Annotated in this window: 24 protein-coding genes; 13 read left to right on the top strand and 11 right to left on the bottom strand. The window is 62.7% G+C overall.

What is annotated here, in order from left to right:
• The first annotated feature begins 6 nt into the window (after nucleotides 1-6).
• Nucleotides 7-1,914: an AsmA family protein gene (locus ACFORG_RS09365; RefSeq protein WP_386735159.1), complete on the top strand. Its 1,908-nt coding sequence runs from the start codon at nucleotides 7-9 to the stop codon at nucleotides 1,912-1,914.
• A gap of 158 nt (nucleotides 1,915-2,072) precedes the next feature.
• Here the strand turns inward: ACFORG_RS09365 and ACFORG_RS09360 are convergent, their stop codons facing one another.
• The 3 genes from ACFORG_RS09360 to ACFORG_RS09350 all read right to left on the bottom strand — a co-directional run bounded on the left by ACFORG_RS09360 (nucleotide 2,073) and on the right by ACFORG_RS09350 (nucleotide 6,059).
• Complete coding sequence (locus tag ACFORG_RS09360) at nucleotides 2,073-3,569, bottom strand: phosphomannomutase/phosphoglucomutase (RefSeq protein ID WP_386735158.1); 1,497 nt, start codon at nucleotides 3,567-3,569, stop codon at nucleotides 2,073-2,075.
• A gap of 137 nt (nucleotides 3,570-3,706) precedes the next feature.
• Complete coding sequence (locus ACFORG_RS09355; protein WP_386735157.1) at nucleotides 3,707-5,422, bottom strand: capsule biosynthesis protein; 1,716 nt, start codon at nucleotides 5,420-5,422, stop codon at nucleotides 3,707-3,709.
• Nucleotides 5,400-6,059: an ABC transporter ATP-binding protein gene (locus ACFORG_RS09350; RefSeq protein ID WP_386735156.1), complete on the bottom strand. Its 660-nt coding sequence runs from the start codon at nucleotides 6,057-6,059 to the stop codon at nucleotides 5,400-5,402. Before ACFORG_RS09350 ends, ACFORG_RS09355 begins: the two co-directional genes overlap by 23 nt.
• Before the next feature lie 262 nt (nucleotides 6,060-6,321).
• Here ACFORG_RS09350 and ACFORG_RS09345 point away from each other — a divergent pair, with 262 nt between their 5' ends.
• Complete coding sequence (locus ACFORG_RS09345) at nucleotides 6,322-6,936, top strand: uracil-DNA glycosylase family protein (RefSeq protein ID WP_386735155.1); 615 nt, start codon at nucleotides 6,322-6,324, stop codon at nucleotides 6,934-6,936.
• Nucleotides 6,926-7,717, top strand: coding sequence for an SseB family protein (locus ACFORG_RS09340; RefSeq protein WP_386735154.1), 792 nt, complete (start codon nucleotides 6,926-6,928; stop codon nucleotides 7,715-7,717). Before ACFORG_RS09345 ends, ACFORG_RS09340 begins: the two co-directional genes overlap by 11 nt.
• 223 nt (nucleotides 7,718-7,940) lie before the next feature.
• Here the strand turns inward: ACFORG_RS09340 and yghU are convergent, their stop codons facing one another.
• The 4 genes from yghU to ACFORG_RS09320 all read right to left on the bottom strand — a co-directional run bounded on the left by yghU (nucleotide 7,941) and on the right by ACFORG_RS09320 (nucleotide 11,800).
• Nucleotides 7,941-8,816 (bottom strand): glutathione-dependent disulfide-bond oxidoreductase, encoded by an 876-nt coding sequence (yghU, locus tag ACFORG_RS09335; protein WP_386735153.1) that lies wholly within the window; start codon nucleotides 8,814-8,816, stop codon nucleotides 7,941-7,943.
• Between the two features lie 181 nt (nucleotides 8,817-8,997).
• Entirely contained in the window at nucleotides 8,998-10,416 is a 1,419-nt protein-coding gene (locus ACFORG_RS09330; RefSeq protein WP_386735152.1) for a uracil-xanthine permease family protein, read from the bottom strand.
• Between the two features lie 149 nt (nucleotides 10,417-10,565).
• A complete protein-coding gene (locus ACFORG_RS09325; RefSeq protein WP_386735151.1) occupies nucleotides 10,566-11,075 on the bottom strand; it encodes a pyridoxamine 5'-phosphate oxidase family protein in 510 nt (169 codons plus the stop codon).
• A gap of 164 nt (nucleotides 11,076-11,239) precedes the next feature.
• The gene (locus ACFORG_RS09320; protein WP_386735150.1) at nucleotides 11,240-11,800 is read right to left on the bottom strand and encodes a type 1 glutamine amidotransferase domain-containing protein; all 561 of its coding nucleotides are present in this window, start codon (nucleotides 11,798-11,800) and stop codon (nucleotides 11,240-11,242) included.
• Nucleotides 11,801-12,047: 247 nt separating this feature from the next.
• Here ACFORG_RS09320 and ACFORG_RS09315 point away from each other — a divergent pair, with 247 nt between their 5' ends.
• The 3 genes from ACFORG_RS09315 (at nucleotide 12,048) to ACFORG_RS09305 (ending at nucleotide 14,939) form a co-directional block, all read left to right on the top strand.
• On the top strand, nucleotides 12,048-13,169 hold the full coding sequence (locus ACFORG_RS09315) for a cupin domain-containing protein (protein WP_386735149.1): 1,122 nt from the start codon (nucleotides 12,048-12,050) through the stop codon (nucleotides 13,167-13,169).
• A gap of 21 nt (nucleotides 13,170-13,190) precedes the next feature.
• Nucleotides 13,191-14,105, top strand: a complete 915-nt coding sequence (locus tag ACFORG_RS09310; RefSeq protein ID WP_386735148.1) for a fumarylacetoacetate hydrolase family protein — start codon at nucleotides 13,191-13,193, stop codon at nucleotides 14,103-14,105.
• A gap of 144 nt (nucleotides 14,106-14,249) precedes the next feature.
• Entirely contained in the window at nucleotides 14,250-14,939 is a 690-nt protein-coding gene (locus tag ACFORG_RS09305; RefSeq protein ID WP_386735147.1) for an aspartate/glutamate racemase family protein, read from the top strand.
• 117 nt (nucleotides 14,940-15,056) lie between these two features.
• On the opposite strand, the gene ACFORG_RS09300 is transcribed toward ACFORG_RS09305, so the two are convergent.
• A complete protein-coding gene (locus ACFORG_RS09300) occupies nucleotides 15,057-15,659 on the bottom strand; it encodes a GcrA family cell cycle regulator (RefSeq protein ID WP_386735146.1) in 603 nt (200 codons plus the stop codon).
• 138 nt (nucleotides 15,660-15,797) lie between these two features.
• On the opposite strand from ACFORG_RS09300, the gene ACFORG_RS09295 reads away from it, so the two are divergent.
• Entirely contained in the window at nucleotides 15,798-16,601 is an 804-nt protein-coding gene (locus ACFORG_RS09295) for an ABC transporter permease (RefSeq protein ID WP_386735145.1), read from the top strand.
• Between the two features lie 125 nt (nucleotides 16,602-16,726).
• Here the strand turns inward: ACFORG_RS09295 and ACFORG_RS09290 are convergent, their stop codons facing one another.
• Both ACFORG_RS09290 and ACFORG_RS09285 read right to left on the bottom strand, forming a co-directional pair.
• Nucleotides 16,727-17,302 (bottom strand): NAD(P)H-dependent oxidoreductase, encoded by a 576-nt coding sequence (locus ACFORG_RS09290; RefSeq protein WP_386735144.1) that lies wholly within the window; start codon nucleotides 17,300-17,302, stop codon nucleotides 16,727-16,729.
• Nucleotides 17,299-18,261, bottom strand: a complete 963-nt coding sequence (locus tag ACFORG_RS09285) for a DMT family transporter (RefSeq protein WP_386735143.1) — start codon at nucleotides 18,259-18,261, stop codon at nucleotides 17,299-17,301. The genes ACFORG_RS09290 and ACFORG_RS09285 overlap by 4 nt, the downstream gene beginning before the upstream one ends.
• A gap of 296 nt (nucleotides 18,262-18,557) precedes the next feature.
• On the opposite strand from ACFORG_RS09285, the gene ACFORG_RS09280 reads away from it, so the two are divergent.
• The 6 genes from ACFORG_RS09280 (at nucleotide 18,558) to ACFORG_RS09255 (ending at nucleotide 24,922) form a co-directional block, all read left to right on the top strand.
• The gene (locus tag ACFORG_RS09280) at nucleotides 18,558-19,748 is read left to right on the top strand and encodes an aspartate aminotransferase family protein (RefSeq protein ID WP_386735142.1); all 1,191 of its coding nucleotides are present in this window, start codon (nucleotides 18,558-18,560) and stop codon (nucleotides 19,746-19,748) included.
• A 78-nt stretch (nucleotides 19,749-19,826) separates the two neighbouring features.
• The gene (gene argF / locus ACFORG_RS09275) at nucleotides 19,827-20,753 is read left to right on the top strand and encodes an ornithine carbamoyltransferase (RefSeq protein ID WP_386735141.1); all 927 of its coding nucleotides are present in this window, start codon (nucleotides 19,827-19,829) and stop codon (nucleotides 20,751-20,753) included.
• Nucleotides 20,754-21,050: 297 nt separating this feature from the next.
• A complete protein-coding gene (locus tag ACFORG_RS09270) occupies nucleotides 21,051-21,992 on the top strand; it encodes a tripartite tricarboxylate transporter substrate binding protein (protein WP_386735139.1) in 942 nt (313 codons plus the stop codon).
• Between the two features lie 2 nt (nucleotides 21,993-21,994).
• Nucleotides 21,995-22,423 carry a tripartite tricarboxylate transporter TctB family protein gene (locus tag ACFORG_RS09265; RefSeq protein ID WP_386735138.1) on the top strand — a complete coding sequence of 143 codons (429 nt, stop codon included), beginning with the start codon at nucleotides 21,995-21,997 and terminating at the stop codon, nucleotides 22,421-22,423.
• Between the two features lie 10 nt (nucleotides 22,424-22,433).
• On the top strand, nucleotides 22,434-23,933 hold the full coding sequence (locus tag ACFORG_RS09260; protein ID WP_386735137.1) for a tripartite tricarboxylate transporter permease: 1,500 nt from the start codon (nucleotides 22,434-22,436) through the stop codon (nucleotides 23,931-23,933).
• The gene (locus ACFORG_RS09255; RefSeq protein WP_386735136.1) at nucleotides 23,930-24,922 is read left to right on the top strand and encodes a 2-dehydropantoate 2-reductase; all 993 of its coding nucleotides are present in this window, start codon (nucleotides 23,930-23,932) and stop codon (nucleotides 24,920-24,922) included. Before ACFORG_RS09260 ends, ACFORG_RS09255 begins: the two co-directional genes overlap by 4 nt.
• Here ACFORG_RS09255 and ACFORG_RS09250 read toward each other — a convergent pair.
• Nucleotides 24,919-26,364: an inorganic phosphate transporter gene (locus tag ACFORG_RS09250; protein ID WP_386735135.1), complete on the bottom strand. Its 1,446-nt coding sequence runs from the start codon at nucleotides 26,362-26,364 to the stop codon at nucleotides 24,919-24,921. The genes ACFORG_RS09255 and ACFORG_RS09250 overlap by 4 nt on opposite strands.
• Nucleotides 26,365-26,467: the final 103 nt, after the last annotated feature.

Genomic DNA, 26,467 nt, shown 5'->3' with positions numbered 1-26,467 from the left:
CAGTTAGTGCGGTTTCTCATTCGCTTTTCAGCAATCCTACTCGTAACCGTCGCAATCGTGATCGGGGCGCTGTTCCTTATGCCTTCGGACCGGTTGGCCAGGGTGATCTCGGATCAATTGACGGCGCGCACCGGGCGCAGCGTGGAAATTACAGGCAACGCGCGGATCATTCTTTGGCCAGTTCTGGGGCTGGAAACCGGTGCTGTGAAAATCGGCAACGCACCTTGGGCAGGGCCCGATCCGATGCTTTTCGCCGAAGAAATGTCCATCGCAATTCAGGCGGCAAGCCTTCTGCAAGGTTCAATCGAGATCGAGAGCCTCATCGCCCGCAACCCGGTGCTGCGCTTGGAGCGGCAAGCAGATGCGGCGAACTGGATCGCTGAACAGCCGGGTAGAGAAAAGCCTGCCGCGCAGCGCTCAGTCACGCTTCAACACCTGACGTTCGAAAACGCTCATATCATCCTGACCGAGGGGGGGCGGAAAATCTTCGATCGGCAAGGCGTGACGATCCGTGCGAATTGGCCGGACACCTCCGGCCCACTATCCGCCGAGCTGCAGTTCGTGCATGAGGGAATGCCCATTCGGGCCGATATCACGCTTTCGAACCCTGCCGCCTATGCACAGGGAGGAACCAGTGGCCTTGGAATGAAAGCGCGGCTGAACGACAGCCGGTTTGAATTCGACGGGCGCCTGGATGCGGAGGGCGCGATTCAGGGCGCTGCCACGCTACTGTCATCGGATGTGGGTGACCTGATCCGATTGACCGGGTACGATGTACCAGACTTCGCGGAGGGGTTGAACGAGGAAACAAGGTTGTCAGCGCAGGTGACGCGCACGGGCAACCGGCTTTCACTGCGTGATTTGGGGATCGGGTTTGGCGAGAATACCTTGCAGGGCGGCGCCGACATCACCTTGGGGACAAAACCGGTCATCAATGCCGCGTTGCAGGCAGACCGGCTTGACCTCACTGGCCTGGGATCTTCCAAAACGGCTGCGGCGGCAACGGGCACCAAGTCCGGATGGTCGGATCGCCCAATAGATGCCTCTGCACTTGCGCAGCTTGATGGAACCATCTCGTTGTCGGCGCGGTCCATCAAAACACATTTCGCTCAGTTGGGCGAGACGCGCGCGACATTGACCATCGACCGGGCGCGGGCTGTTCTGCAACTCGATCCGGTATCGATCTTCCGGGGGACGCTTCGGGGTCAACTGGTTGCCAACAACCGCAATGGTTTGTCGGTCGGTGGCAAGATCTCTGCCGAAAACATCGAAATGAAAGAGGCTCTGGCAGTCGCCGCCGGTATCTCGCGCCTGTCTGGTACCGCGTCCGGCCAACTGGAGTTTCTCGGCATCGGCCAAAGCGAAGCAGCGATCATGCGCTCTCTTTCCGGGGCAGGAGGTCTGCAAATGGGTCGCGGCGTGATTTCCGGCCTCGACCTGGACGCCCTCATGGGGCAGGGAGAGCGCGGCGGTGGAACCACGGTCTTCGACAGCCTCACGGGCAGCTTCCGTATGTCCGGGGGCGATTTGATCAACAACGATTTGTTGATGCTGCTCGATAACTTCAGGGCTTCGGGCGAAGGGCGCGTAGGCATCGGCGCCCGCGATATCGACTACCTGCTTACACCGGTTGCTCTTCGCGCCAATGCTGGAGAAGGTCTGACGGTCCCGGTGCGGATCGTCGGTCCCTGGGCCGCCCCGAAAATCCGGCCCGACCTCACACAAGTCATCGAAAAGGCCGCTGGCGTGCGTGCCGAAGAGGTCGAGACTCGCGCCAAGGACGCGCTGCGTCAAAAACTCGGTGAAGAACTCGACCGCGATATCAAGCCCGATGATGATTTGGAGGAGTTGATCAGGGATCGGCTTGAAGAGGAAGCGGCCAAGGGCCTGCGCCGCCTTCTCGGGATCGACTAGGAACCCAGTCCGGGCAAGCGAAAACCTTGCAGCCTTCCTCTTGCTGAAAATATCCCGGAGCGCGAGGCAGAGCCTCGCCCGCGCCCGGCACGGGCGCGAACAATCATTTGCCGCGCGTAAGCGCGGCACCGTGGAACGACTGCAGCGCTTTCCTTGGCTCAGATCGTCTGATCGTATTCGCCCACGCCCGGCTCCGTCCGGATTACCGTGTCCAGAGCTTCGAAGATCGCGCGCATTTCCGCTTCGCTTTCGCTGCTCTCGCACACCACGACGAGGTTCGGCGTGTTGGATGAGGCGCGTACAAGACCCCAGCTACCATTGTCGAGGATCACGCGCGCACCGTTGACCGTAACAACCTCCTTGATGGGGCGTCCGGCAAATCTTTCTCCCGCTGCCTCCAGTGCGACCAGTTTGTCGACCAGCCGTGCAAGTATGTCGTATTTCTCGGTATCGGCGGCGTGCGGTGACATGGTCGGTGTGGACCAGGTACGCGGCAGATCCTTGCGCAGGTCGGACATGGACTTGTCGGGGTTTCGATCCAGCAGCTTGCAGATTTCTACCGCTACGCGCATTCCGCAGTCGTAGCCGCGCCCGACGGGCTCGGCCAGGAAATAGTGACCCGACTTTTCGAACCCGGCCAGCGCGCCAAGCTCCTTTACACGGCGCTTCATATGGCTGTGTCCGGTCTTCCAGTAATCTGCAGTCGCGCCGTGTTTCTTAAGCTCGGGGTCGCTGGCGAACAGGCCGGTCGATTTCACGTCCGCCACGAAGGTCGAGCCGGGGTACAGTTTGCTCAGGTCACGTGCCATGATAACACCCACCTTGTCGGCAAAGATCTCTTCACCCTCGTCATCGACCACGCCGCACCGATCGCCATCGCCATCGAAGCCCAGTGCCAGATCGGCACCGCTTTCGCGAACGGTCGCCGCCATGTCATGCAGCATCTCCATCGCCTCGGGGTTCGGATTGTAGTTGGGGAAGGTGTAGTCCAACTTGTTATGGCTCGGCACGACCTCCACGCCAATACGCTCGAACAGTTCCGGCGCAAAGGCCGAGGCGGTGCCGTTCCCGGTCGCGCAGACCACCTTCAACGGGCGGGACATGCGGAAATCTCCAACGAGGTCGTCGAGATAGGCCTCCCGCACACCATCGACGAATTCATATGAGCCGCCGGCATGAGGTTCGCCCTCGCCGTTCAACACGATGTCGCGCAGCTCGGCCATCTCGTCAGGGCCATGGGTCAGGGGCCGGTCGAAACCCATCTTTACCCCGGTCCAGCCGTTCGGGTTGTGGCTGGCGGTCACCATTGCAACTGCGGGAACGTCCAGGTGAAACTGCGCGAAATAGGCCATGGGGCTGAGCGCGGGCCCGATATCCTTGACCTCGATCCCCGCCTGCATAAGGCCCAGAATCAGCGCGTGTTTGATCGACAGCGAATAATCGCGATAGTCATTGCCCACAGCGATCACCGGCGCGATGCCGCGACGACGCATCTGCGTTCCCAATCCAAGGCCCAGGGCCGTCATGCCGGGCAGGTTGATCTCTTCGGGGTATTTCCAGCGCGCGTCGTATTCGCGAAAGCCGGTCGGCTTGATCATCGGGTCGCGCAGGAAGCTCCAGGTGTTGGGAGTCACGTCGGCAAACGGCTTGGTCATGTGCAATCCTCTGGGGCAATTGTCGATAATTTCGGCTTCCTCGGGCCTTAGCAACAGCATCCGCGCGCGGCAACGGCACTTTGGGTGAGTGCGGGGCGCAAAAGGATATGGCCCGCCGGTCGGGCGGGCCATGTCGATCAGGAACTGACCTGTTCGCGCAGGATCGAGGCGGTCAGCGAAATCATCAGGTATATGCCCGCGAACACAAGGAACGCCAGGATCGTATTCTCGAAAGCACGGGGGTAGTCTGGTTCTTCGCTCGGCACGGGGTTGACCGAGACCGTCAGGTAACGCACCTGCCGGTTGGCCTCCATCCGCGTCGTCTCCATCTGTTGGAGGGCCGATTGCAGCATTAGGTCGCGGCTGGCGAGGTCGGCCTGCGCCATCTGGATCCGGACGCTCAACTGCGCCAGAGAGTTTTCGCCGTTGGATGCATCAAGCATCTCGGCGTTGAGCGAGGTGAGAAGGTTGCGCAGCCGCTCGACATCGCCGCGTGCACCATCGACCTTTGCCTGGTTGGGACGCGCGTTGTCGAGCAAGGCGGCAAGCTGCAGCTCTTTTTCCTGCAACTGAACTTCAACCTGATTGATCCGTGCCCGCAGACCGGCGATCACGCCCTCGGGATCGAGGATCGAACCCTGTTGCTGCAGGGTCACCAGTGCCTCCTGGGCCTTGCGCCGCTCGGTCTGCGCGGATTCGAAGCTGGCGCGCGCCTCGCGCATCTGGTCTTCGCGCTTCTTCTCGGAAAGGTTGTTCACCCGCGCTTCGGCGTAGGACAGCAACTTCTCGGAGAACTCCGTCGACACTTGCGGATCCGTCGCCGCGACCTCCATCCGGATCACACCTTCGGTCGGGTCGTATCCGATCGTCACGATCCGGCTATAGGTCTTGTAGGCTTCCTCGTTCGTGGCGTCCGGCGCAAGGCGCTGGATCGGGTCGATCCAAGATTGCTGGAAATGCTCCTTGAAGCCCAGATCGCGATCAAGAAGCAGCATCGCTTCCTTCGATTCCAGGAATGACTGTACTGAAATCGAGTCCTGGCTCGTCGCGAATTGCGTCCCTGCAAAGAATCCGCCTACGCTGCCCAGCGAACCGTCAGCTTGCAGGATCACGAATTCCGACTTGCTGGCATACATCGGTGTAGCCACACGGAAATAGTACCAGCCGACGATCATCGTTGGCAGCAGCACGAAGAACGCAAGCCGCGTGAGCAGCAGCAGCATCTTGCGGCGCCGGCGACGGGCGATGTCGCGCTGGATCTGGCCGATCTCGATCTCGCGCCGCTGGGCCGGGCTCATGTCGGTCGAGGGCAGGGTCGTGCGTGCCGGATCAACCGTTTGCGGAAGCTGGATCTTCTTCGCCTCCTTTTTGGCTTCCGGCGCTTCGGGCTTGGTTTCGCCGTCTTTGGAAACCACGAGGTCAAGCATGTTGGTGCGTTGCAATGGATCAACGCCCTGCTTTCGCAGCAGGCGTACCGCGTCGTAATCCGAAGTCGCGGGAAGGTTGTGTTTCTGGGCAAGACGCCGGGCCATACGCAGTTGCCGACCGGTCAGGCCCTCGCGCTTGATGGCGTCGATCTCGGCATCGATGGCGGCTTCTTTCGGGGACGAGACTTGCCCCTGCATGCCGGCTTGCGCGGAATCGGGTCGTGGCCGGCTGGCGGCCGCCCCGGATTGTTGTGCCTCGCTCGCATTGCTCGACGCTGCCAACCGCAAGGGCTGACTGCCATGACCTGCCTGGGGCGCTGTGGCATCAGTGGCCCTGACGGCGCCGGTTCCACTGGTCGCGGCAGCGGCTGTGCCTCCGGTGCTGCGGCGGATACGAAATTTCTTAGCCTTGGGTTTGGTAGTCATAGAGCTGTCTCGCTTCTTCCAAGGTATCGAACATGTAAAGCTGCCCGTCCAACAACACCGCCGCCTGGCGGGCGAATTTCTCCAGCACCGCAGGGCTGTGCGACACGATCACGATCGTGGTCGTCCGCAGCCGCTCCTCGAGGATCGAACCTGCCTTGCGATTGAATTCCACGTCGGTCGACGCCGGCATCCCCTCGTCGATCAGGTACATGTCAAAATCCAGCGCAAGCATCAGCGCGAATGAAAATCGCGCCCGCATACCCGAGGAGTAAGTCCCCAGAGGTTGGTCGAAATACTCGCCCAGATCGCACAGCCAGCGGCAATACGCCTCAACGTAATCGGGGTCCATTCCGTAAAGCTTCGCGATGTAGCGCGAGTTCTCCATGGCCGAGATCCGACCGACGACGCCACCCATGAAGCCCAGTGGGAAAGAGATATTGCACTCGCGCCGGACCACGCCCTCGTCAGGCTTTTCAAGGCCAGCCATCATGTTGATCAGCGTCGTCTTGCCAGTGCCATTAGGCGCCAGCACGCCGAGTGACCGGCCGAGTTCGACCCGGAACGACACACGGTCCAGAATCACCTTGCGGTGCGACCCGGTCCAAAAGGACTTGCTGACATTGTCGAACTCAAGCATTGCTGCTGCGGCCTGCTGAAATGAAGTCCCCATATCCTGCCGGACAGGGGCTCGATTGATTGTTCTTATCCTGCTGAACCCGGCCTACTGGGCGATTTTGGCCACATTATGTCGGAATGTGAAACAAATAATCAATGTGGGGAGGAAGGGGGCGTTTGCGTTTCCTCCAGCGTGCGCAGGACCCATTGGACCTTTCCATTGTTTGCGTATCGCGAATAATCCTGCACTGGACCTTGGGAGTGGTCGGAGTAGTTTTGCGCCCATGAATGATTGTGCCTCTCCCGGCAAACCCGATCTTGCCGATGAAATTCGTGCCTGCCGCATTTGCTCGGATCGCTTCGCGGCAACGGCAACCGCCCATCAACCACGGCCGATTGCATGGTTCCAGCCTGGCGCGCGCATCCTCGTTGCAGGTCAGGCGCCCGGCGCGCGGGTTCATGCGTCGGGCAAGCCCTTCGATGATCCTTCGGGTGACAGGCTGCGTGCCTGGATGGGGATCGGACGCGACCAGTTCTATGATCAGAGCCGCATCGCGGTTGTTCCGATGGCCTTTTGTTTCCCGGGTTACAACGATCAGGGCGCCGACCTGCCGCCTCCACAGATCTGCGCGCGGACCTGGCATGACCGGGTCATGGCGATTCTGGGTGAGGTCGACTTGAAGCTGCTGATCGGTGGCCACGCGCATCGCTGGCACCTTGGCACACGGGAAAGGGTCTCGGACACGGTCGTCCGCTGGCCCCAGTTCGCCCCTCGCAGCTTTCCCTTGCCACACCCGTCCTGGCGCAATACCGGATGGCTCAAGCGAAATCCCTGGTTCGAGGCCGATCTGGTACCGGCTCTGCAAGCCAGGGTGAAAGAGGTTCTTGATGACGGTTGAAATCACGGCGCTCGACGCCGCCCACGCGGCGATGGACGCCGCCCCCGAGGACGACGCGGCGCGGCTGCGCTTTTACGAACGGCTCGCCGACAGCGAACTGTTCCTTCTGCTTTCTGCCGAACCGGATGGCGAGAATGTATCGCCGGAAACCTTCGAACTGGCCGACGGACGCTTCGTGCTCGCCTTCGACCGCGAAGAACGCCTGGCGCAGTTCACCGGACGCAGTTCACCTTATGTCGCGCTGTCCGGGCGGGTCCTGTCGGCGATGCTGGCGCCGCAAGGCATCGGCCTCGCCGTCAATCCCGAGGTCGCCTCATCTGCCATGCTTATCCCGGCCGAGGCGGTTGCGTGGCTTCGTGACACGCTCGGGCATGCGCCGGCCGAGGTCGAAGCCCGTATCGCATCGGTCCACCCGCCCAGCGGTCTGCCCGAAACGCTTCTTAGTGCGCTCGATACCAAGCTCGCCACGGCTGCGGGCCTAGCCCAGAGCGCCTATCTCGTCGCTGTTACATATGAGACGGGCGGGCAGGGCCACCTCTTGGGGTTTATTGATGCCCTGGAACCGGCCCAGGCACCACTTGCAAAGGCCGCGTCCGAGGCGCTGACCTTCTCGGGCATCGAAGCGGGCGCCATGGATGTGGGCTTCTTCTCTACCAGCGACCCGATCACCGCAAGACTGGCAAAGGTCGGCTTGCGGTTTGACCTGCCGCAACCGCAGAGTCCATCTTTCGAGCGACCCGCGCCGGGTTCGGATCCGAACAGACCCCCACGCCTGAAGTGACGCAAAGGGGAAGGCTCCCGCCCGAAACATCTTCCCCGGCTGCGCCGGGCCAGGGTTTCGGTTGGGCATGGCAGCACGCCCTGACGGGCGCGCTGCGGTCGTTCTTTCAATCAAGCTGCTTGTGCAACTTCAACGCAACCGCGCCGGGCTGCAGGCCCGGCGCCCGGCCCAACACCGCCAGCGTGCATCGTCAGATGCATGCGCGGGGGCGGGAGGGCTCCGCTCACTGCTCGGAGGGTTCGAGCTTGTCCTGCGTCCTGGTCTCGAAATCGCCTGCATCATGGCGTTCGCGCAGTTGCATGGCCGGGTCGCCGAAAGCACGGTTGACCATACGCCCGCGCGAAACTGCAGGGCGGGCGTCGATCGCCTTGGCCCATCGCTGCACATTCTCGTAGCTCTCGACGTCGAGGAAGGTGCCGGCATCATATAGTCGCCCGAGCGCCAGCTGGCCGTACCAAGGCCAGATCGCCATGTCTGCAATCGAGTAGTCGTCACCCGCGATGAACGGTTTTTCTTCCAGTTCCCGGTTCAGCACATCCAGCTGCCGCTTTGCCTCCATTGAAAAACGATCAATCGGATATTGCCATTTCTCGGGCGCATACGCGTAGAAATGACCGAAGCCGCCGCCAAGGTAGGGGGCGCTGCCCATCTGCCAGAAAAGCCAGTTCAGGACCTCGGTGCGCGCAGGTCCCGAGGTGGGCAAGAAGGCCCCGAATTTCTCGGCCAGATGCATCAGGATCGAGCCGCTCTCGAACACCCGCAGGGGCGTGTCGCCGGATTTGTCCAGTAGCGCAGGGATCTTGGAGTTAGGATTGATGTCCACGAAGCCCGACCCGAACTGGTCGCCATCGCCGATGTTGATCAGCCAGGCATCGTATTCAGCGTCCGAATGGCCGGCTGCCAGCAGTTCCTCGAACATTACCGTCACTTTCACGCCGTTCGGCGTGGCCAGCGAGTAGAGCTGAAAGGGATGCTTGCCTTCGGGGAGCGCCTTGTCATGGGTGGCCCCGGCGATAGGCCGATTGATGTTTGCGAAGCGTCCTCCGCTTTCGGCGTCCCATGTCCAGACCTCTGGCGGGGTGTAGGCTGTATCACTCATCTGGGGCTTTCTCTCCTGATTTGCACGCGACCAATTTGCCGCGCGCCTTGGGGGCAGCTAGTTCCGCGCCACCAAAGGCCAAGCGCAAAGCGGATGCAAGTCACGCTGCGGTGTACTTACGCACATCCAGTTTGCGTCTGCCTTTTCCCACCCGGTCTGATCACGTCGCGCCATTCCGCAGTCACGCGTCCCGTTTGCCCGCCATACCGCCCGAAACTTCCTCGGTCGCCTCGTCGGCCAGTTCGCTCGGCAGGACCAGATTCAGAACGATTGCAATCACTGCTGCCGGCAAAAGCCCGCTGGTCATCAGGATGCGGGCCGTGTCGGGCAGGTACTGCACAGCCTTGGGATCCAGTTGCAGGCCAAGGCCAACGGAAAGCGCGACGGCAAAGATCACCATGTTGCGCCGGTTCCAGGTGACGTCCGACAACATGGAGATGCCAGCTGCCACGACCATGCCGAACATCACGATCACACCGCCGCCCAGAACCTCGATCGGAATGGTGCGGATCACCGCACCGACCTTGGGCACCAAGCCGCACAGGATCAGGAAGAGTGCCCCGATCGTGACGACGTGGCGGCTCATTACACCGGTAATGGCGATCAGGCCAACGTTCTGGCTGAACGAGGTGTTGGGCAGCCCGCCGAACACGCCCGCCACGCCCGAGCCGATCCCGTCAGCATAGGTCGCGCCGCGGATCTCGCGATCTGTCGCCTCGCGTCCTGCGCCGCCCTTGGTGATGCCAGAGACATCCCCGACCGTCTCGATGGCCGAGATGACTGCCATCAGGCAGAAACCGATTACCGCGGCGGCGCTGATCTCGATCCCGTACTTGAACGGAACCGGCACGGCAAATGCCCCTGCACGCGACCAGCTGGCCGCAATGCCATCCATCGTGACCATGCCAACCACAAGTGCATAGAGGTACCCGGCGAGGATGCCGAACACGACAGCAGACACCGACAGCATCCCGCGCGCAAAGAACTTCAGCGCCAGCGTGACGAGGATCACCACCAAGGCGGCCGACCAGTTCAGAAGGCTGCCGTACTCCGGCGTGTCGATGGCTGGAACGCCGCCTGCCGCGTACTGGATGCCGACCTTGACCAGCGCGAGGCCGATCATCGTCACCACCAGACCCGTCACCAATGGCGGAAGAGCAAACCGGATCTTTCCTATGACCAGACCCAGGGCGGCGTGAAACAGACCGCCAATCAGAACACCGCCGAACAGTGCGGGCAGCGCCTCGACCCCCTTGCCTGCGACCAGAGGGATCATCACCGGGATGAAGGCAAAGCTCGTTCCCTGTACGATGGGCAACCGCGCGCCCACCGGACCCAGCCCGATGGTCTGGAACAGCGTGGCGATACCGGCAAAGAGCATCGACATCTGGATCAGGTAGGTCATGTCGGGAAAACCTTGCGCCCCGGCGTCCGAGCCAAAGCCGAATCCGGCCGCACCCGAAATGATGATGGCGGGCGTAACGTTGGACACGAACATTGCCAGCACGTGCTGGATTCCCAGAGGGACCGCAGTGGCCAGCGGTGGCATGTAATTCGGATCGCGGAGTTGTTCGGGCGTCCCGATCGATGCGTCTGCCATGTGCTGTGTCCCCTGTCGGTTGTTTCTTGATCGAAATTTCGGGGATGTTACCGAAAAGCGGACGGCAGATTTTCAAAAAATGCGGAAGGCATATGAAAACGCTCCCGGACGCCTCGTCCGGGAGCGATGACAGAGTTGGTGCCTCAAGATCAAGCAGCGTTGATCTGGATGATCTCGTGCTCGCCCACGTCGGGTCGACGCTCGTCGTCCATGTTGGCGCGCAGGATTTCGAAGCCGAACTTGACGCTGCTGTCGGTCGCGGTCCAGATCGCGGCCTCTTTCAGTGAAAAGCGCAACAATACGACCTTGGGGTCATCCTTGCCGCCCTCGAACCACGCCGAGGCGACCGACGACCAGATCTCGTCGAGCTTGGCGCGGTCCTGGCTTTGCTGCAGCGTCCCTTCCATGCAGGTAAAGAAATCCTTGCTGCCCGACACGAGCGTGTACATCGCTTGACTGCCGGTTCCGACCGCGCGCACAAGGTCGGTATCGACCGACGTGATGAACCAGAGAATGCCGGTGTCCCGGTCGCAGAAATGCGTCATCGGCTGATAATGCTGTCCGGAATCCGTGACGGCCAGCATACCGGTGCGCTCCTTCTCCAGAATGTCAAAGAACGCTTTGTGGGCGTCGTCTTGAACGGCCTTGGTGGGGTTCATTTTCTTATCTCCGTGGTTTGTTTGTGTGGATCGAAGGGCGCAGTGCGGACCAGCGGAACGCGGCGGGGCCTCTTCTGGCCCCGCCACGGCGGACGTGTCGCCTTGGTTGGAGGGTCGCGGCGACCACCCGCGTCACGGGCCGCACAAGGAGCGCCCGGATAGGATCAGGCGGCGCGGCGGCTGTGCCGGCCTTCTTCAATCTCTTCGACGATCTTGCTGACAAAGGCATCCAGATCGCCCGGGTTCCGGCTGGTAATGATCGCCTGGTCGACGACCACTTCCTTGTCCTTCCAGTTCGCTCCAGCATTCTTCACATCAGTTGCGATGGACTTGAACGACGTCGCATCGCGGCCACTCAGGATTCCTGCTTCGATCAGAACCCAGGGGGCATGGCAGACGGCGGCGATGGGTTTGCCAGCGTTGTGAAAGGCCCGGACGAGTTTCAGAACGCTGTCCTCGACGCGCAGCAGATCGGGGTTTATCTGGCCGCCGGGGATCACCAGCGCGTCGAAATCGGTCTCGCTCACGGCCTCTATCTGGGCGTCGGCCTCGACGGTGTTGCCCCAATCATCTTCATCCCAACCGCGGATGCTGTTGCCGTCAAGCGTGGCGACCGTCACGGCCGCGCCTTGTGCCTTGAGATCGTCGAGTGGTTTTTCCAGTTCGGACTGCTCAAAACCATGCGTGGCGATGAACAGGACACGCGCTTCGGTTATCTTGGGCATGGTCACTCTCCTTTCGGGGGTGTTTGACTGATTGCTTGCACCGCCAACGTGTCAGCCCGAGGGTGGTTCCTTTTCCCTCGATCTTGCCGTCCCCAGATGCCGACGCGCGCTGACACGCTCAATTTGACATCCCGGTATCTCCGGGTAGGCTGCGCCGGACGGAAGGTACCTCAACTGCGCAAACGCATCGCAAGCGTCTGAAAGGTTGACGATCCATCCGTGATCTGAGGGGGGAGGAGACCGCTTCATGACCAAGACACTCGATCCGCGCGACGATATGCTGGGCCGCGCCCGCGTGCGCGACAATGCCGAGCTCGAAGCCTATTACGACGATCTCGCCAAGCAGGATACCGGCGCGCTCTGGACCGTCGCAAACGACATCGAACCGTGGGAACCCAAGGCAAAATCCGATCCGATCATCTGGCGCAGCGCCGATCTACGCCAGCAGGTCCTGCGCGCCCTCGACCTTGTGCGCCCCGAGGATGCGGGCCGTCGCGTCGTGTACCTCCGCAATCCTAAACGTCAGGACGTCAGCGCCGCCTGCGGGTGGCTCTTCTCCGGCATTCAGGTGATGAACCCGGGCGAACGCGCGGGCGCTCACCGACACGCGGCCTCGGCCCTGCGGTTCATCATGGAAGGCAAGGGCGCCTACACCGTGGTCGATGGCCATCGGATGGAACTGGGCGAGAATGATTTCGTCATCACGCCCAATGGTACCTGGCACGAACATGGTGTGTCCGAGGACGGCGAGACCTCGATGTGGCAAGACGGGCTGGATATTCCGCTCACCAATTGCCTCGAGGCGAATTTCTACGAGGTCCACCCCGACGATTACCAGGCGACCAACCTTCCCGTCGATGACCGGCAGCTGTCGTGGGGCGGCGCGGGGCTGCGCCCCGAGACGGACAAGTGGGACCGGCCCTTTTCCCCGCTGATGAAGTTCGCGTGGGAGCCGACCTACGAGGCGCTTCGGAACTACGCAAAGGCGACGGATGGATCGCCATATGACGGGGTCATCATGCGCTACGTGAACCCGCAGACAGGCGACAATCCGATGCTGACCATGGGTGCGCACATGCAGATGCTGCGCCCTGCGGAACACACCAAGGCGCACCGCCACACCGGGAACGTGATCTACCACGTCGCCAAGGGCGAGGGGTATTCGGTAATCGGTGGCAAGCGGTTCGATTGGAAGAAGAACGACATCTTCTGCGTGCCCGCCTGGACATGGCACGAACACTGCAACACGCAGCAGCGCGAGGATAGCTGCCTGTTCTCCTTCAACGATTTCCCCACGATGGAAAAGCTCGGCTATTGGCGCGAACAAGCGCTCGAGGACAATGACGGTCACCAGATCGTCGAGGCATGATCTCAAAAGGAAGAATACGGAATGAAACTGGTCACCTACCGGCACGAAATCGCTGGCGAAGCGCGCCTTGGCGTCATGGCCGATGGCATGGTCGTTGATGTCGAGTTGCTTGGCGACGTGATGGGCGAGGGGCTTCCTGCCACGATGCTCGACCTGATCGACATGGGCCCCGACGCCCTTGCGGCGATCTCGCGCGGGTTGGAGGCGACCGACGGGGCGCGCCCGGCGGGCCTTGCCGTGCCGCAGGAAAACGTGCGCCTGCTCGCCCCGATCCCGCGCCCGCGCAAGAACGTCTTTGGCATCGGCCTGAACTACACCGAGCATGTCGCCGAAAGCGCGCGCAGCCTCGACACGTCGGCCGAGCTTCCGCAACAGCCCATCATCTTTTCCAAGCCGCCCACCGCCGTGATCGGCCAGGGCGAGCCGATCCGCCACAACGCGGCTATCACCCGGCAACTCGACTGGGAGGTCGAACTGGCCGTGATCATCGGTCGCCGCGCGACCCGGATCGACAAGGCCGACGCAATGAACCACGTCTTCGGCTACACCATCGTCAACGACGTCTCGGCCCGCGACAATCGGCGTGCCGGGCAATGGATCTTCTCGAAAGGGCAGGACAGCTATTGCCCGATGGGTCCGGCAATCGTCACCGCTGACGAGATTACGGATCCGCATGACCTCGACCTTTGGTTGACCAAGAACGGCGAGGAGAAGCAACGCTCGAACACGAAATTCATGCTGTTCCGCATCCCCGACCTGATCGCCGATCTTTCCTCGGGCATGACGTTGGAGCCGGGGGATATCATCGCGACCGGCACCCCGGCAGGCGTCGGCGCGGGGCGCGATCCGCAGGAATGGATGTGGCCCGGCGATGTAATCGAATGTGGGGTAGAGGGCATCGGCACCCTGCGCAATCCCGTGATCAAGGTCGACTGATCCATATCGCCATTGTCGCCAATGACGCCTGCACGTCCTAAACAGGCGCCATTGCTCCAATTTGGTCGATACGAAGACATGGCCGGTGAATCGTTTTCGAGCGCGGCCTTGAAAGCGTGACGCGACGCGTTTGAGGGAAATCACGTGAAGACCATCGGCATTCTTGGCGGCATGTCCGCGGCATCCACTCAGTTGTACTATGGCGAACTCTGCAGGCTGACGCGCGAAAGGCTTGGCGGGCTTCACTCACCACAGCTGTTGATCCGATCGCTCGACTTTGCAGAGATCGAAAACCTGCAAGCCAAGGCGGCATGGGACGAGGCGGGGCGCGTTCTCAACGCAGAAGCCAAGGCGCTCGAAAACGGTGGTGCCGAGTTTGTTATCCTTGCAACCAATACGATGCACAAACTCGCCGAGCAGATGATGCAGGGCGTTGGAATCCCACTTCTGCACATCGCCGATGCAACGGCGCAGGCTATCCAGGCATCAGGGTTGCAACGTCCGGGGCTGATGGCAACCGCCTTCACGATGGAGCAGGAGTTCTACACCGACAGGTTGGTGAAGGCCGGTCTGTCGCCACTTGTGCCGAATGAGACGGATCGCGCCGAAATCCACCGCATAATTTACGACGAACTGTGCAAGGAAATCATCACCCGCCAGAGCGAGGCAAGATATGTCGAGATCGCCTGCCGCCTTGCGGATGCTGGCGCCGACAGCCTCATCCTGGGCTGCACGGAAGTGGGGATGCTCTTGAACCAGGACAACGTTCCATTGCCCGTTTTCGATACCACCAGGATTCACTGCGCGGCGGCACTGGACATGGCGTTGAGTTAAAGGCTGCTGCCTAAGTTCAGTGAACCGGATTTTCCCGTCATGGGCCGAGCGTCCGACGCTCTTTTCGCGTCATGAAGCCCGGGCAAAGCGCCGCGGGCTTCATTCGTGTCAGCGGGATCAGCGCCGCCGGTCGCGCCGAGAACTCATCGGTTGGAAAGCGACGCCAACATGCGCCTCGCAATATGGCTTGCCTTGCTGCACCGGCAGGCCGCAGAACCAGAAATCCTCGGTCGCGGGGTCGCCAACGGGCCATTTGCAGGTCCGCTCGGTCAGTTCCATCAGCGTCAGCTTCTTGGCCTTCTTCTCGACCTCGTTCACCTTGGCCAGTGCTTCGGGGCTGATCTCGTTGGCCGAGGGCTGAGGAGGCAGCGGCTGACCGGCGGGGATGATTTGCCGGCGTGCCGGGGTCGCGGGCTTGGGCTCTTCGGATGATGCTTCGGCTGCGGGCTGGACAGCGGCAGGGCGCGCAGGTTCAGTCCGAGGCGCTGGCTTCGGCTTGGCCTCGACCTTGGGCGCTGCTGGCTGAGCGGGTTTTTCCTTGGCTTCGGGCTTGGCCGCGGCAGGCGTCCCGGCGGTACGGTTCGACAGGCCCAGCCGGTGGACCTTGCCGATCACCGCGTTGCGGGTGACGCCGCCCAACTCCTTGGCGATCTGGCTGGCCGACTGGCCTTCGCCCCACATTTTCTTGAGCAGTTCGACGCGCTCGTCAGTCCAGGACATGGATAGCCTCTCAAAAGCGGGAAAGCGGCAACGCGGGAAACGCGGCCGCCTTCGAAATTCATCTCGACGCCCTATTCTAATCACTGCGAGGGGAGTTACAAGGCTCTCCGAATCGAGACCACAGGAGCAGGCAGCAGAATGCAGGATTTCATGGAGCTGGGCGAAAGACGCTTCGGGCGGGTCAACTGGCTGGGGCTTTACACGCTTGCGAGCCGCGAGATACGTCGCTTTCTGGCAGTCTGGACACAGACACTGCTGGCGCCGCTGGTGACGGCGGGGCTGTTTCTGATGATCTTCAACATTGCGATCGGACCGCAGCGCGGCGACGTGATGGGGGTGGAGTTCATGACGTTCATCGCACCGGGTATCCTGATGATGACGGTCATTCAGAACGCCTTTGCCAACACGTCCTCTTCGGTCGTGATCTCGAAGGTGCAGGGCAACATCGTGGACACGCTCATGCCGCCGCTCTCCGCGGGCGAATTGCTCCTGGGCTATCTCGCCGGCGGCGTGGCACGGGGGCTCCTCGTGGCGATCGCTATCTCCGTCGCGCTTGCATTGGTGCTTGGCATCGTTCCGGCGCACCCTGTGGCGGCACTGGGTTTCGTGATCCTCGGTGGCGCCTTCATGGGCGCGGTCGGGCTTGTCGCAGGAATTTTTGCCGAGAAGTTCGACCAGATGGCGGCGATCACCAATTTCATCGTGACGCCCCTTGCCTTTCTGTCGGGCACGTTCTACTCGGTCGAGGCGCTGCCGCCAGTTCTCTACAAGATTACCCATCTCAACCCGGTCTTCTACCTGATCGACGGTACGCGCTGGGGCGTGATCGGAGTGTCGGACAGCGATCCGCTTCTCGGCTTTGCCGTCTGCCTGGGTTCAACACTCCTTGTCAGTCTGCTGGCCTGGTCGATGTTGCGGCGCGGATACCGTCTGAAGGCTTGAAAGCACCCGAACGTGCCGAACAACAGGGTGTGGCTCCCGCCCGTCCGGTCACCCCGGCTGTGCCGGGCCGCCCGCCCGGTTGGGCCGCGCAGCCGCCCCCTTTCGGGGTCTGCTGCGGTTGTGCATCAACTCGCCTTTCGGCCTAGGTCCCGCATGTGGGAGAACAACTTTTCGGCCTTTGCCGGCGTCAGCTTGTCGACCATTCCGATAAGCGTCTGACGTACCGGCCGCACGCCGGCAAAGCCGAGCACCGACCGGCGCAGGAGCTTTGTTCCGGGTTGGCCGAAATACCAGCGGTAGAACAGGCTTGGCATCCCCATCGTCACCACCAGCCGCGCCGACTTGCCCTTGAGATGGCGCAGGACGCGCCCGTCCCGGATCTCCATCACGAAACCTTCGCGGAAGCTCTGTTCGAACCAGGCACGAAGAAGCGCGGGCATCCCACCGACCCAGAGTGGGAAAACGACCATCATGTGATCGGCCCACATCACGGCCTCCTGCGCTTCTTTTGCATAATAGGGTGGCTCACCCTCGGCATAGTCCCGTGCTGACCGAAGGAACGTGATGGGTAGGTCGGCAACGGTGATCCGGCGCAGTTCGTGACCGCCCTCCCTTGCGCCCTCGGCATAGGCTTCGGCCAGCGCGTGGCACAGATGCGGCTCGCTGTGATCGGGATGCCCTTGCACGATGAGAATGTTCATGGCCTGCGCTCCGTTCGGTCCGGTTTTGTCGCAGCCTGCGCCCCCGAGGGCAGTGGCGCAAGCTCGGCGCGCCGTCTGCGGCGGGCCAGTTGCGCCTCGCGCCACGCCAGCAACGCCGCACCGCTCAGGATCACCACGGCCCCCAGTATGCTCACCGCATCTGGGAAAGCGGCGAACCAGATCACGTCATAGATCGTGGCGAACACCAGGGTGGCATAACTGAACGGCGCCACGAACGAGGCATCCGCCCGCGCCATCCCGTTGACGAAACAGGCTTGCGCGCAGGCCATCAGGACGCCGATCCCTGCAAGGGCAACCCACTGCAACGGCAGTGGCGCCTGCCAGACGGGCCAAACCGCAATCGTCGCGATGGTCAATCCGATCGCGTTGTTGATGAACAGGATCTGCAGCGGCCCCTCGCGCCCCGACAGCCGCTTGATGAATATCAGCTCCATTCCCATCACGCAGGCCGCCCCCAGTGCCAGGAGCGCGGCAGGCTGGAAACTCTCGGGCGTCGGTCGCAGCAGGATGACAGCACCGATGAGGGCAATCGCGGCTGCGCTCCAGCGCACCGGTCCGACCTTTTCGCCCAGAAGCGGGATGGCCAGCATCATCGCCAGAACCGGGTTGAGAAAGGATATGGCCGTCGCATCCGAAAGCGGGATGTAAGCCACCGATGCGAACATCAGCGTGACACCCGCCCAGCCAAACCCGGTGCGGCCTACATGCAAGCCCCAGTGTGGCCGGAGCATTCGCGGGCGAAGAACGGCAACTGCCGTGGAGATTACGAAAAACGCGAACAGGAAACGCCCATGGCTGATCTGCAATGCCGGAAGAGCAGGACCCAGCGCCCCTGTGCCCAAGGCCTTTGCCAGCAGCGTGGTGCCGGCGATGAAGGCAGTGGCCAGCAGGATGAGCCCCGCCGCCAGTGCCGGGTTCTGATCCCGTGGCGTGAACATGCGCAAGCGGTGAGGCCGCACGCCGCCAAAGGCAAGCTCAAAAGACAGCTCAGGCCACTCGATGATGAGAAAAACTGCTTCCCTTGGGGAAAGGTCTCGGGTATCGCACGTGTCATGACCGTACAGCCGCATATCCCGACGCGCCGACGCCGACGCCGTTCCGCCTGACCGGTCCTCCGATCGGCCCGTCCGATCATGCGCGGCCAAATCCGCGCGCCTTCCACCAAACATGTTGACGAAACGCCCCGTGGTACGCCACTTCCTTGGGCTCAATCTTTCGAGAAGAGGATGATCCGATGATCCCATCCGTCCTGCCGACCTACAATCGCGCACCCCTGTCCTTCGTGTCCGGCGAAGGTGCATGGCTGACCGAGGCGGATGGCCGACGCTTTCTCGACCTCGGCTCGGGCATCGCAGTGAATGCGCTGGGCCATGCCCATCCTGCGCTCGTTGCAGCGCTGACGGAACAGGCTGGAAAGCTCTGGCATGTCTCGAACCTCTACCAGATCCCGCAACAGCAGGCACTGGCGGACAAACTGGTCGAGCACAGCTTCGCCGATACGGTGTTCTTTACCAATTCCGGCACCGAGTCCTGCGAACTCGCGGTCAAGATGGCGCGCAAGTACCACTACGAGAAAGGCCATCCCGAGCGCGTCGACATCATTACCTTCGAAGGCTCTTTTCACGGCCGTTCTTCCGCCGGCATCGCCGCCGCCGGCTCCGAAAAGATGACCAAGGGGTTCGGCCCGCTCCTGCCCGGCTTTGTACACCTGCCTTGGGGCGATCATGACGCGCTGCGCGAGGCCGCCGCCAGTGACACTGTGGGTGCCATCCTGATCGAACCGGTCCAGGGAGAGGGCGGGATCCGCCCACTGCCCGATCAATGCCTCAAGGGGCTGCGCGATCTTTGTGACGAAAATGGCCTCCTCCTGATCCTCGACGAGGTGCAATGCGGCATGGGGCGGACCGGCAAGCTGTTCGCCCATGAATGGGCCGGAATCACGCCGGATATCATGATGGTGGCAAAAGGCATCGGCGGCGGCTTTCCGCTCGGTGCTGTGCTGGCAACCGAAGAGGCAGCAAGCGGCATGACCGCGGGCACACATGGCTCGACCTATGGCGGAAACCCTCTCGGCTGCGCCGTCGGATGCGTCGTGATGGATCACGTCGCCGAGGCTGCCTTCCTGACCGAGGTAAACCGCAAGGCGGGACTCCTGCGCCAGAAGCTCGAAGGTCTCGTCGCCGCGCATCCGCAGGTCTTCGAGGACGTGCGTGGTACAGGCCTGATGCTTGGTCTGAAATGCCGCGTGACCAATTCCGACGTTTTGGCCGCGGGCTATGACAACCTCGTCATCACCGTGCCGGCCGCCGACAACGTCATCCGGCTGCTGCCTCCGCTCACCCTCTCGGATGATGACATCTCCGAGGCACTTGCCCGCCTCGATGCCGCCGCCAGCCAGGTCGAGGCAGAACTCGAAACCGTCTGATCCTTCCTCTTGCCTCAAATATCCCGGGGGTCCGGGGGCAGCGCCCCCGGTTCCGGCCGAAGAAAGAAAACTGAACCGATGAACCATTTTCTCGATATCCACAAAACAGATGCCACCGCCCTGCGGACCATGATCGATCAGGCCGACGCGATGAAACAGGCCCGCCAAGGGCAACCGCGCGGCATGCCGGACGACGAGCAACCTCTGGCCGGTCGCATGGTCGCGCTGATCTTCGAGAAACCTTCGACCCGGACCCGTGTCAGTTTCGACGTGGGCGTACGCCAGATGGGCGGTCAGACGATGGTCCTGTCGGGCAATGACATGCAGCTTGGTCATGGCGAAACGATCGCCGACACCGCCCGGGTCATGTCGCGCTACGTCGATCTCATCATGATCCGCACCTTCGACGAGGCGGTGCTGACCGAGATGGCGGAATATGCCGACGTACCGGTGATCAACGGCCTGACCGACCGGACTCATCCCTGCCAGATCATGGCCGACATCCTGACCTTTGAAGAGCATCGCGGCCCGATCAGGGGCAAGAAAGTCGTCTGGACCGGTGATGGCAACAATGTCTGCGCTTCTTTCCTGCACGCCGCCGGCCAGTTCGGGTTCGATCTGACCTTCACCGGTCCAGCCCAGTTTGACCCGGAGGAAGAATTCATGGGGTTTGCCAGGCAGAAAGGGTCCAAGGTCATGATCGAGCGTGACCCCGTTAAGGCGGTGCAGGGGGCCGACCTCGTCGTGGCGGACACCTGGGTGTCAATGCATGACGCGCAGTCGGCCAAGGAACGCCGCCACAACCTGCTGCGGCCGTACCAGGTGAACTCCGAGCTGATGGCTCATGCCAAGCCAGACGCTCTTTTCATGCATTGTCTGCCTGCGCATCGCGAGGAGGAGGCGACGTCGGAGGTCATGGACGGTCCGAACTCCGTGATCTTCGATGAGGCCGAAAACCGGCTTCATGCGCAGAAGGCCATCATGCGATGGTGCCTCGGCGTCTGAGGCGTCGCGGGGTTCGAAGGGGCGCCGGGGCGGCTCCCGTCTCCTGCGGGGCCGCGCTGCGCGCGCCCTCCTCGGAGTTGGGCCGAGCCGCGCGCTTTGCGCGCGGCCGTCTTTTCTTGCTGCGCCCGTTCCGGACGCAGAGCGAGGCTCTGCCTCGCGCTCCGGGATACTTCAGGCAAGAGGAAAGCAAGATCGTTTCCTTAACATGATCAAAAAGATTTGCCTCGCTCCAGTGCAACGAGTCATGTTTGGCTGAGCATGCCCGGTGACGGGCTCTGATCCTGGGGAGGAGAGATCATGAGAGTGTTTCCGAAACTTGCATCGCTTGCCGCTGCGGCCTTTGTGCTGATTGCCGGGGCCGCCCAGGCGGAATGGGAACCAGACGGGCCGCTGACCCTTCAGATCGGCTTTGGTGCGGGCGGATCGACGGACACGATCGGGCGGATCGTCGCGAAGGTGATGAAAGAGCAGACCGGTTGGAACGTCATCGCCGAGAACAAGCCGGGCGGTGGCGGCGTGGCCATGTTCACGGCCATTGCCAACCGCCCGGCCGATGGCTCGATCGTCGGTCTCGGCGTGAACATGCCCTTGCTCGTCAACCTCGTGAACCGGTCGGACCAGCTGCAGTTCGATCTCGACAGTTTCGACTACCTTGCCACGGCCGCACGCGCGCAGCTGGCGCTGATCGCGCGGTCCGACGCGCCGTTCGACGATGTGGCGGGGCTCGTGGAATACGCGCGCGAGAACAATGCACCGCTGGCTTTCGACGCCAAGCCGCAGGAACTTGCCATGCGCGCTGTGGCGCGCGAAGCCGGGGTGGAGTTCCAGTTCCTGTCGACCAAGGGCGGGGCCGAGAATGCCAAGCTGATCCTGGGTGGCCAGGCCATCGCCGGGTTCGAGGCGGGCGAACATCTCGAGCGGCTCGAAGCAGGCGATATCAAGATGATCGCCTCGATGAACGATACGCGCCACAATTATGCGCCCGATACGCCGACCTTGCCGGAGCAGGGCTATGACATCTATGTCGATCCGGTGTTCTTCTTCGCGACGACCGCGGGCACCGATGAGGAGGCGCGTGCCGCCCTGACAGAGGCGCTCGAGAACGCCTTGGCGAGCGACGAGGTCGCCTCGGTCGTGATGAATTCGCTGAAGTCCCCTATCGTCAACATGGGTCCTGACGGCACGCGCGAGATGATGCAAAATGGATTGGAGAATGTAGCGCAGCTGTTCAAGCAGTGAAGATGCGGGCCGATCGCTGGTCCGGCCTTGTCTGCCTGCTGATCGGGGTGGCGCTCTATGTGGCAATCATCCCGTGGCAGGTGGAAACCGTTGGCTATGGCTGGTTGCGGCCGCGAACCCTGCCTCGGGCGCTGGCCGTGATAATCGCGCTGTGCGGGCTCTGGCTGCTACTGGTGCCAGCCGAGGATATCCGGCCTTCTTCGGTCCCGTGGCTGCGCGTGTCGCTGTTTGCAGGACTGCTTGGTGCCGGGCTCTGGCTGATTTCGCTCTTCGGGTTTTTGTGGGTCGCGCCGGGGCTGGCATTGGCGATCATGACGCTCTCGGGCGAGCGGCGACCTCTCTGGCTGGTCCTTGGCGCGGCGGGGATGCCACTTGCAATCTGGTGGACGGTGACCGTGCTTCTGGAGCGTCCCTTGCCGGGCCCAGGCTGAGATGCCGGAGATGGAGATCATACTTGCCGGTCTTGGCGATGCATTCAGCCCCGTCACGCTGCTTTTCGTCCTGGCGGGCGTCGTACTGGGACAGTTCGTCGGCGCGGTGCCGGGGATCGGACCGGTCATGGCGATGGCGATAGCGATCCCTTTCACCTTCGGGCTCGATCCGCTTGCCGGGATCGGCTTTCTCGTCGGCGTCAACAAGGGCGGGCTGGTTGGCGGTGCGATTCCGGCCGTGCTTCTGAACACGCCCGGAACGCCGGATGCCGCGGCGACCGCGCTCGATGGCTATCCGCTGGCGAAGCAGGGGAAGCCGCTGAAGGCGACCAAGATGGCGCTTTTTTCATCGGTCACGGGGGATACATTTTCCGACATCGTGCTGATAACCGTCTCGGCCCCGCTGGCGATCTTTGCCCTGCGCATGGGGCCGGTCGAGGTTCTGGGGCTCATGATGCTGGCCTTTGCCGTCATCGCGGGGTTGATGGGGCGCTCCGTCGCGAAGGGCCTGATTGCCGCAGCGCTGGGCCTGCTGGCGGCGATGGTGGGTACCGATCCCGAACATGCGACGCCGCGATTCATCTTTGGCCGGTTCGAAGTCTATGACGGCTTGCCGCTGCCAGCTGTCGCAATCGGCATGCTGGCCATCTCCGAACTTCTGGCCCGCCTTGCGCAGCGGCAGGGAACCGTACCCGCGATCCGCATGAACTGGAAAGGCGACCCGGCGGACCGCCGTGTTTCATGGACGGAATACTGGGGATGCCGCTTCACCATGCTTCGGGGCGCAGTGATCGGCACGATCATGGGGGCACTGCCGGGGATTGGGTCGACCGCGGCGGCCTTCATGTCCTATGCCTCGACCAGGCAGGCCTCTGGCGAACCGGACAGTTTCGGCAAGGGCAACCTGCACGGTATCGCCGCCGCGGAAAGCGCCAATTCCTCGGTCATGGGCGCAAACATGATCCCGCTTCTGACGCTTGGCATTCCCGGCAGTGTTTCGGCGGCGCTCATCATCTCGGCCTTCATGATTCACGGGGTGCAGCCCGGCCCGTTCCTGTTCGAACAGCAGGGCAGGCTGATCTATGGCCTGTTCGGCGCGATGATCCTTGCCAACCTGTTGAACCTGATCGTCGGGCAGCTCGGGCTTCGGCTATGGACGCTCGTTGTCAGCGCGCCGCAGAGCTTCGTGTTCACCGCCGCGCTGCTGATGTGTTTCGTTGGAGTCTCGCTGGCTTCGGGCGGGATCTTCGGAATCGGGCTGATGCTCGGCTTTGCCATCCTCGCCTTCGTCATGACGTCCTTCGGCTTTTCGGTGGTCGTGTTCATCATCGCCTTCTTTCTGGGGCCGAGGCTCGAGATATCCCTGTCGCAGACGCTTGCATTGCTCAACGGCGACCCGCTGGCGCTGCTCAACTACCCGTTCGGCCTGGCGCTCATGCTGGCTGCCCCCGCGGCGGCCGTAATGCTCGCGCGCAAGCGCAACGTCCCCACCCGCGAGGAGGTCGCATGACCCGCATCGCCATCGCAGGTGCCGGCAGCATCGGCTGTTTCACCGGTGCATTATTGGCAGCCGGCGGTCAATCCGTGACACTGCTGGGGCGGGCTCGCGTGCTCGACCCGATTGCTGCGGATGGCTTGACCGTCACCGATTTCTCGGGCCTTTCCCAGTACGTACCAGCCGCGTCGCTGACACTCGCCACCGATCCCGAGGCGTTGAGCGGGGCAGAGATCGTGATCGTCACGGTCAAGGACACTGCGACCGCCGAAATGGCGCGCGCAATCGCGGAGCACGCTGCGCCCGAGGCCCCCGTGATCTCGTGGCAGAACGGGATGGAGGCGGCGCGCACACTGCGCGACCTGCTGTCCGGGCGCGACATCCGCGCCGGAATGGTGCCGTTCAACGTCGTGCCCAAGGGGCCTGCCGCCTACCACCGCGCGACTTCGGGCGATATCGTCATCGCCTCCGGTCCCGGCGCGCTGGCAGACATGCTATCGGTCCCTGATCTGCCTGTTGCCGAAAGCGACCGGATCGAGGCGGTGCAGTGGGGCAAGCTGCTGATCAATCTCGGCAATGGGCTCAATGCGCTTTCGGGCCTGACGCTGACCGAAATGCTGCGCGACCGCGACTGGCGACGCCTGATGGCCGACCAGATGGCCGAAGCGCTTGCCGTGTTGCGCGTTGATGGGATTGCGCCAGCCTCGACGACGCCGCTGCCCGCGACGATGACGCCGCATATCCTCCGCCTGCCGACGCCGCTTTTCACCCGCATCGCCGCCCGCATGCTAACCATCGACCCGGCGGCGCGCGCGTCGATGGCGCACGACCTCGACGCGGGCCGACCGACCGAGATCGACAGCCTCCAGGGAGAGATCCTGCGTCGGGCGGAAAACAGGGGAATTGCCACGCCGATCTGTGCCCGCGTTCGTGCATTGATAATCGAGGCAACTGCTAAGGGGCCGCCTCACGCGCCGCTGACCCCGGCACAGGTCAGACCCTAGCGCAGGACGGCAAAGATCAGCCCCGAGATCGCGGCTGCGCTTGGCACCGTCACCATCCAGGCCGCGATGATCGTCAGGAAATGCGAGCGCCGCACCAGCTTGCGCCGCTGCCGCTCTTCGCGGGCCATGCGCATCGGGTCACTGTCGCGTCCGGCCAGCCATTCGCGATAGAAACCGATGCCGAAAACGCCGCCCACCGCCACGTGGGTCGAGCTGACCGGCAGGCCGAGCGCGCTGGCGAGGATGACGGTAATCGCCGCCGAGGTGGCCACGCAAAATGACCGGATCGGGTTGAGCTTGGTGATCTGGCCGCCAACCCGCCGGATCAGCCGTGGCCCGAACAGGAACAATCCCGCCGCAAGCCCGAGCGCCCCGATGATGAGCGTCCAGCTGGGAACGAGCAGAGAGTTGCCGAACCCGCCGCTCTCGCTGGTGGCGACGATCGCGGTCAAAGGTCCAACCGCGTTGGCCACGTCATTCGCGCCATGGGCGAAACTCATCAGCGTCGCCGCGATGACCAGCGGCAGGGCGAACAACGCCTTGACCGACCGCATGCGGTTCTCCAATCCTGCAGCGCTCCTGCGGATGACGGGCACCAGGATTGCCCACAGAACGCTGCCCGCAGCGACGCCGAGGAACAGCGACTGCTCCAGCGGCAGACCCGGGATCCTGCCCAGCCCCTTGATACCGATGACCGCTGCGAACCCGCCGCCGAGGACGCCCACGAAGACCGGAACCCAGGTCACGGCGGCGCCAAGTACGTCCTCGCGGTACGAGATCCGGTTGCGGATCAGCGCAAGCACGAGCGCGGCAATTACGCCACCCACCAGCGGAGACAGGACCCAGCTAATCGTGATCTGTCCCATGACGTGCCAGTTCACGGCATCGACACCGGCGGCCATGACACCGGCCCCAAGTATGCCGCCGACGACCGAATGGGTGGTCGAAACCGGCGCGCCTGCAAAGGTCGCGATGTTGACGAAGATCGCCGCCCCGAGAAGCGCCGACAGCATCGCGCGCATCAGCGTATCCGCATCCCCGACGTCCCGCGGATCGATGATCTGCACCGAGACTGTCGAGATCACGGCATCCCCGGCCAGTAACGCGCCAGCCGCCTCGGCACAGGCGGCCAGCGCAATGGCACCCGCCATGGTGATTGCCCGCGCGCCCACGGCGGGACCCATGTTGTTGGCCGCATCGTTCGCCCCGATATTGAGCGCCATGTAGGCGCTGACGACCGTTGCCGCGACGATGGCGAAACTGCCCGGCGTCCCTCCGACAAAGGCTGCGCCCTGGACGGCCGCGAACACGAGAAAGGCCAGCGCCAGCCCAAAGGCCACCAGCGGACGCGCGGTGTAGGCCGCGGCGAGTTCGATGCGAGAAATGCGGCCCAGCTCCCGATCCAGCGGAAGCCAGCTGCCGCCATTGTTGGACCGGGGCATGATCGTACCAGGGAAACAGAACCGATGGCTCCGGCTATCGCAGCGGCCCGCCGGTTGCAAGATCTGCTCGTTTCACGAGAGTTTGGCCGTGGCGCTCCCGCCC

This window comes from Lutimaribacter marinistellae (genome assembly GCF_042648365.1).
Lineage (GTDB): Bacteria > Pseudomonadota > Alphaproteobacteria > Rhodobacterales > Rhodobacteraceae > Lutimaribacter_A > Lutimaribacter_A marinistellae.
The sequence above is the reverse complement of the archived record's forward strand: the minus strand, read 5'-3'. Positions and strand labels throughout refer to the sequence as shown.

Coding starts and splice junctions, on each gene's coding strand:
- ACFORG_RS09270 (WP_386735139.1), top strand. CDS start 21,051: ATGAGAGTGTTTCCGAAACTTGCATCGCTTGCCGCTGCGGCCTTTGTG.
- ACFORG_RS09325 (WP_386735151.1), bottom strand. CDS start 11,075: ATGAACCCCACCAAGGCCGTTCAAGACGACGCCCACAAAGCGTTCTTT.
- ACFORG_RS09320 (WP_386735150.1), bottom strand. CDS start 11,800: ATGCCCAAGATAACCGAAGCGCGTGTCCTGTTCATCGCCACGCATGGT.
- ACFORG_RS09295 (WP_386735145.1), top strand. CDS start 15,798: ATGCAGGATTTCATGGAGCTGGGCGAAAGACGCTTCGGGCGGGTCAAC.
- ACFORG_RS09290 (WP_386735144.1), bottom strand. CDS start 17,302: ATGAACATTCTCATCGTGCAAGGGCATCCCGATCACAGCGAGCCGCAT.
- ACFORG_RS09340 (WP_386735154.1), top strand. CDS start 6,926: ATGACGGTTGAAATCACGGCGCTCGACGCCGCCCACGCGGCGATGGAC.
- ACFORG_RS09260 (WP_386735137.1), top strand. CDS start 22,434: ATGGAGATCATACTTGCCGGTCTTGGCGATGCATTCAGCCCCGTCACG.
- ACFORG_RS09355 (WP_386735157.1), bottom strand. CDS start 5,422: ATGACTACCAAACCCAAGGCTAAGAAATTTCGTATCCGCCGCAGCACC.
- argF (WP_386735141.1), top strand. CDS start 19,827: ATGAACCATTTTCTCGATATCCACAAAACAGATGCCACCGCCCTGCGG.
- ACFORG_RS09310 (WP_386735148.1), top strand. CDS start 13,191: ATGAAACTGGTCACCTACCGGCACGAAATCGCTGGCGAAGCGCGCCTT.
- ACFORG_RS09315 (WP_386735149.1), top strand. CDS start 12,048: ATGACCAAGACACTCGATCCGCGCGACGATATGCTGGGCCGCGCCCGC.
- ACFORG_RS09360 (WP_386735158.1), bottom strand. CDS start 3,569: ATGACCAAGCCGTTTGCCGACGTGACTCCCAACACCTGGAGCTTCCTG.
- yghU (WP_386735153.1), bottom strand. CDS start 8,816: ATGAGTGATACAGCCTACACCCCGCCAGAGGTCTGGACATGGGACGCC.
- ACFORG_RS09265 (WP_386735138.1), top strand. CDS start 21,995: ATGCGGGCCGATCGCTGGTCCGGCCTTGTCTGCCTGCTGATCGGGGTG.
- ACFORG_RS09250 (WP_386735135.1), bottom strand. CDS start 26,364: ATGCCCCGGTCCAACAATGGCGGCAGCTGGCTTCCGCTGGATCGGGAG.
- ACFORG_RS09255 (WP_386735136.1), top strand. CDS start 23,930: ATGACCCGCATCGCCATCGCAGGTGCCGGCAGCATCGGCTGTTTCACC.
- ACFORG_RS09350 (WP_386735156.1), bottom strand. CDS start 6,059: ATGCTTGAGTTCGACAATGTCAGCAAGTCCTTTTGGACCGGGTCGCAC.
- ACFORG_RS09300 (WP_386735146.1), bottom strand. CDS start 15,659: ATGTCCTGGACTGACGAGCGCGTCGAACTGCTCAAGAAAATGTGGGGC.
- ACFORG_RS09345 (WP_386735155.1), top strand. CDS start 6,322: ATGAATGATTGTGCCTCTCCCGGCAAACCCGATCTTGCCGATGAAATT.
- ACFORG_RS09280 (WP_386735142.1), top strand. CDS start 18,558: ATGATCCCATCCGTCCTGCCGACCTACAATCGCGCACCCCTGTCCTTC.
- ACFORG_RS09285 (WP_386735143.1), bottom strand. CDS start 18,261: ATGTTCACGCCACGGGATCAGAACCCGGCACTGGCGGCGGGGCTCATC.
- ACFORG_RS09330 (WP_386735152.1), bottom strand. CDS start 10,416: ATGGCAGACGCATCGATCGGGACGCCCGAACAACTCCGCGATCCGAAT.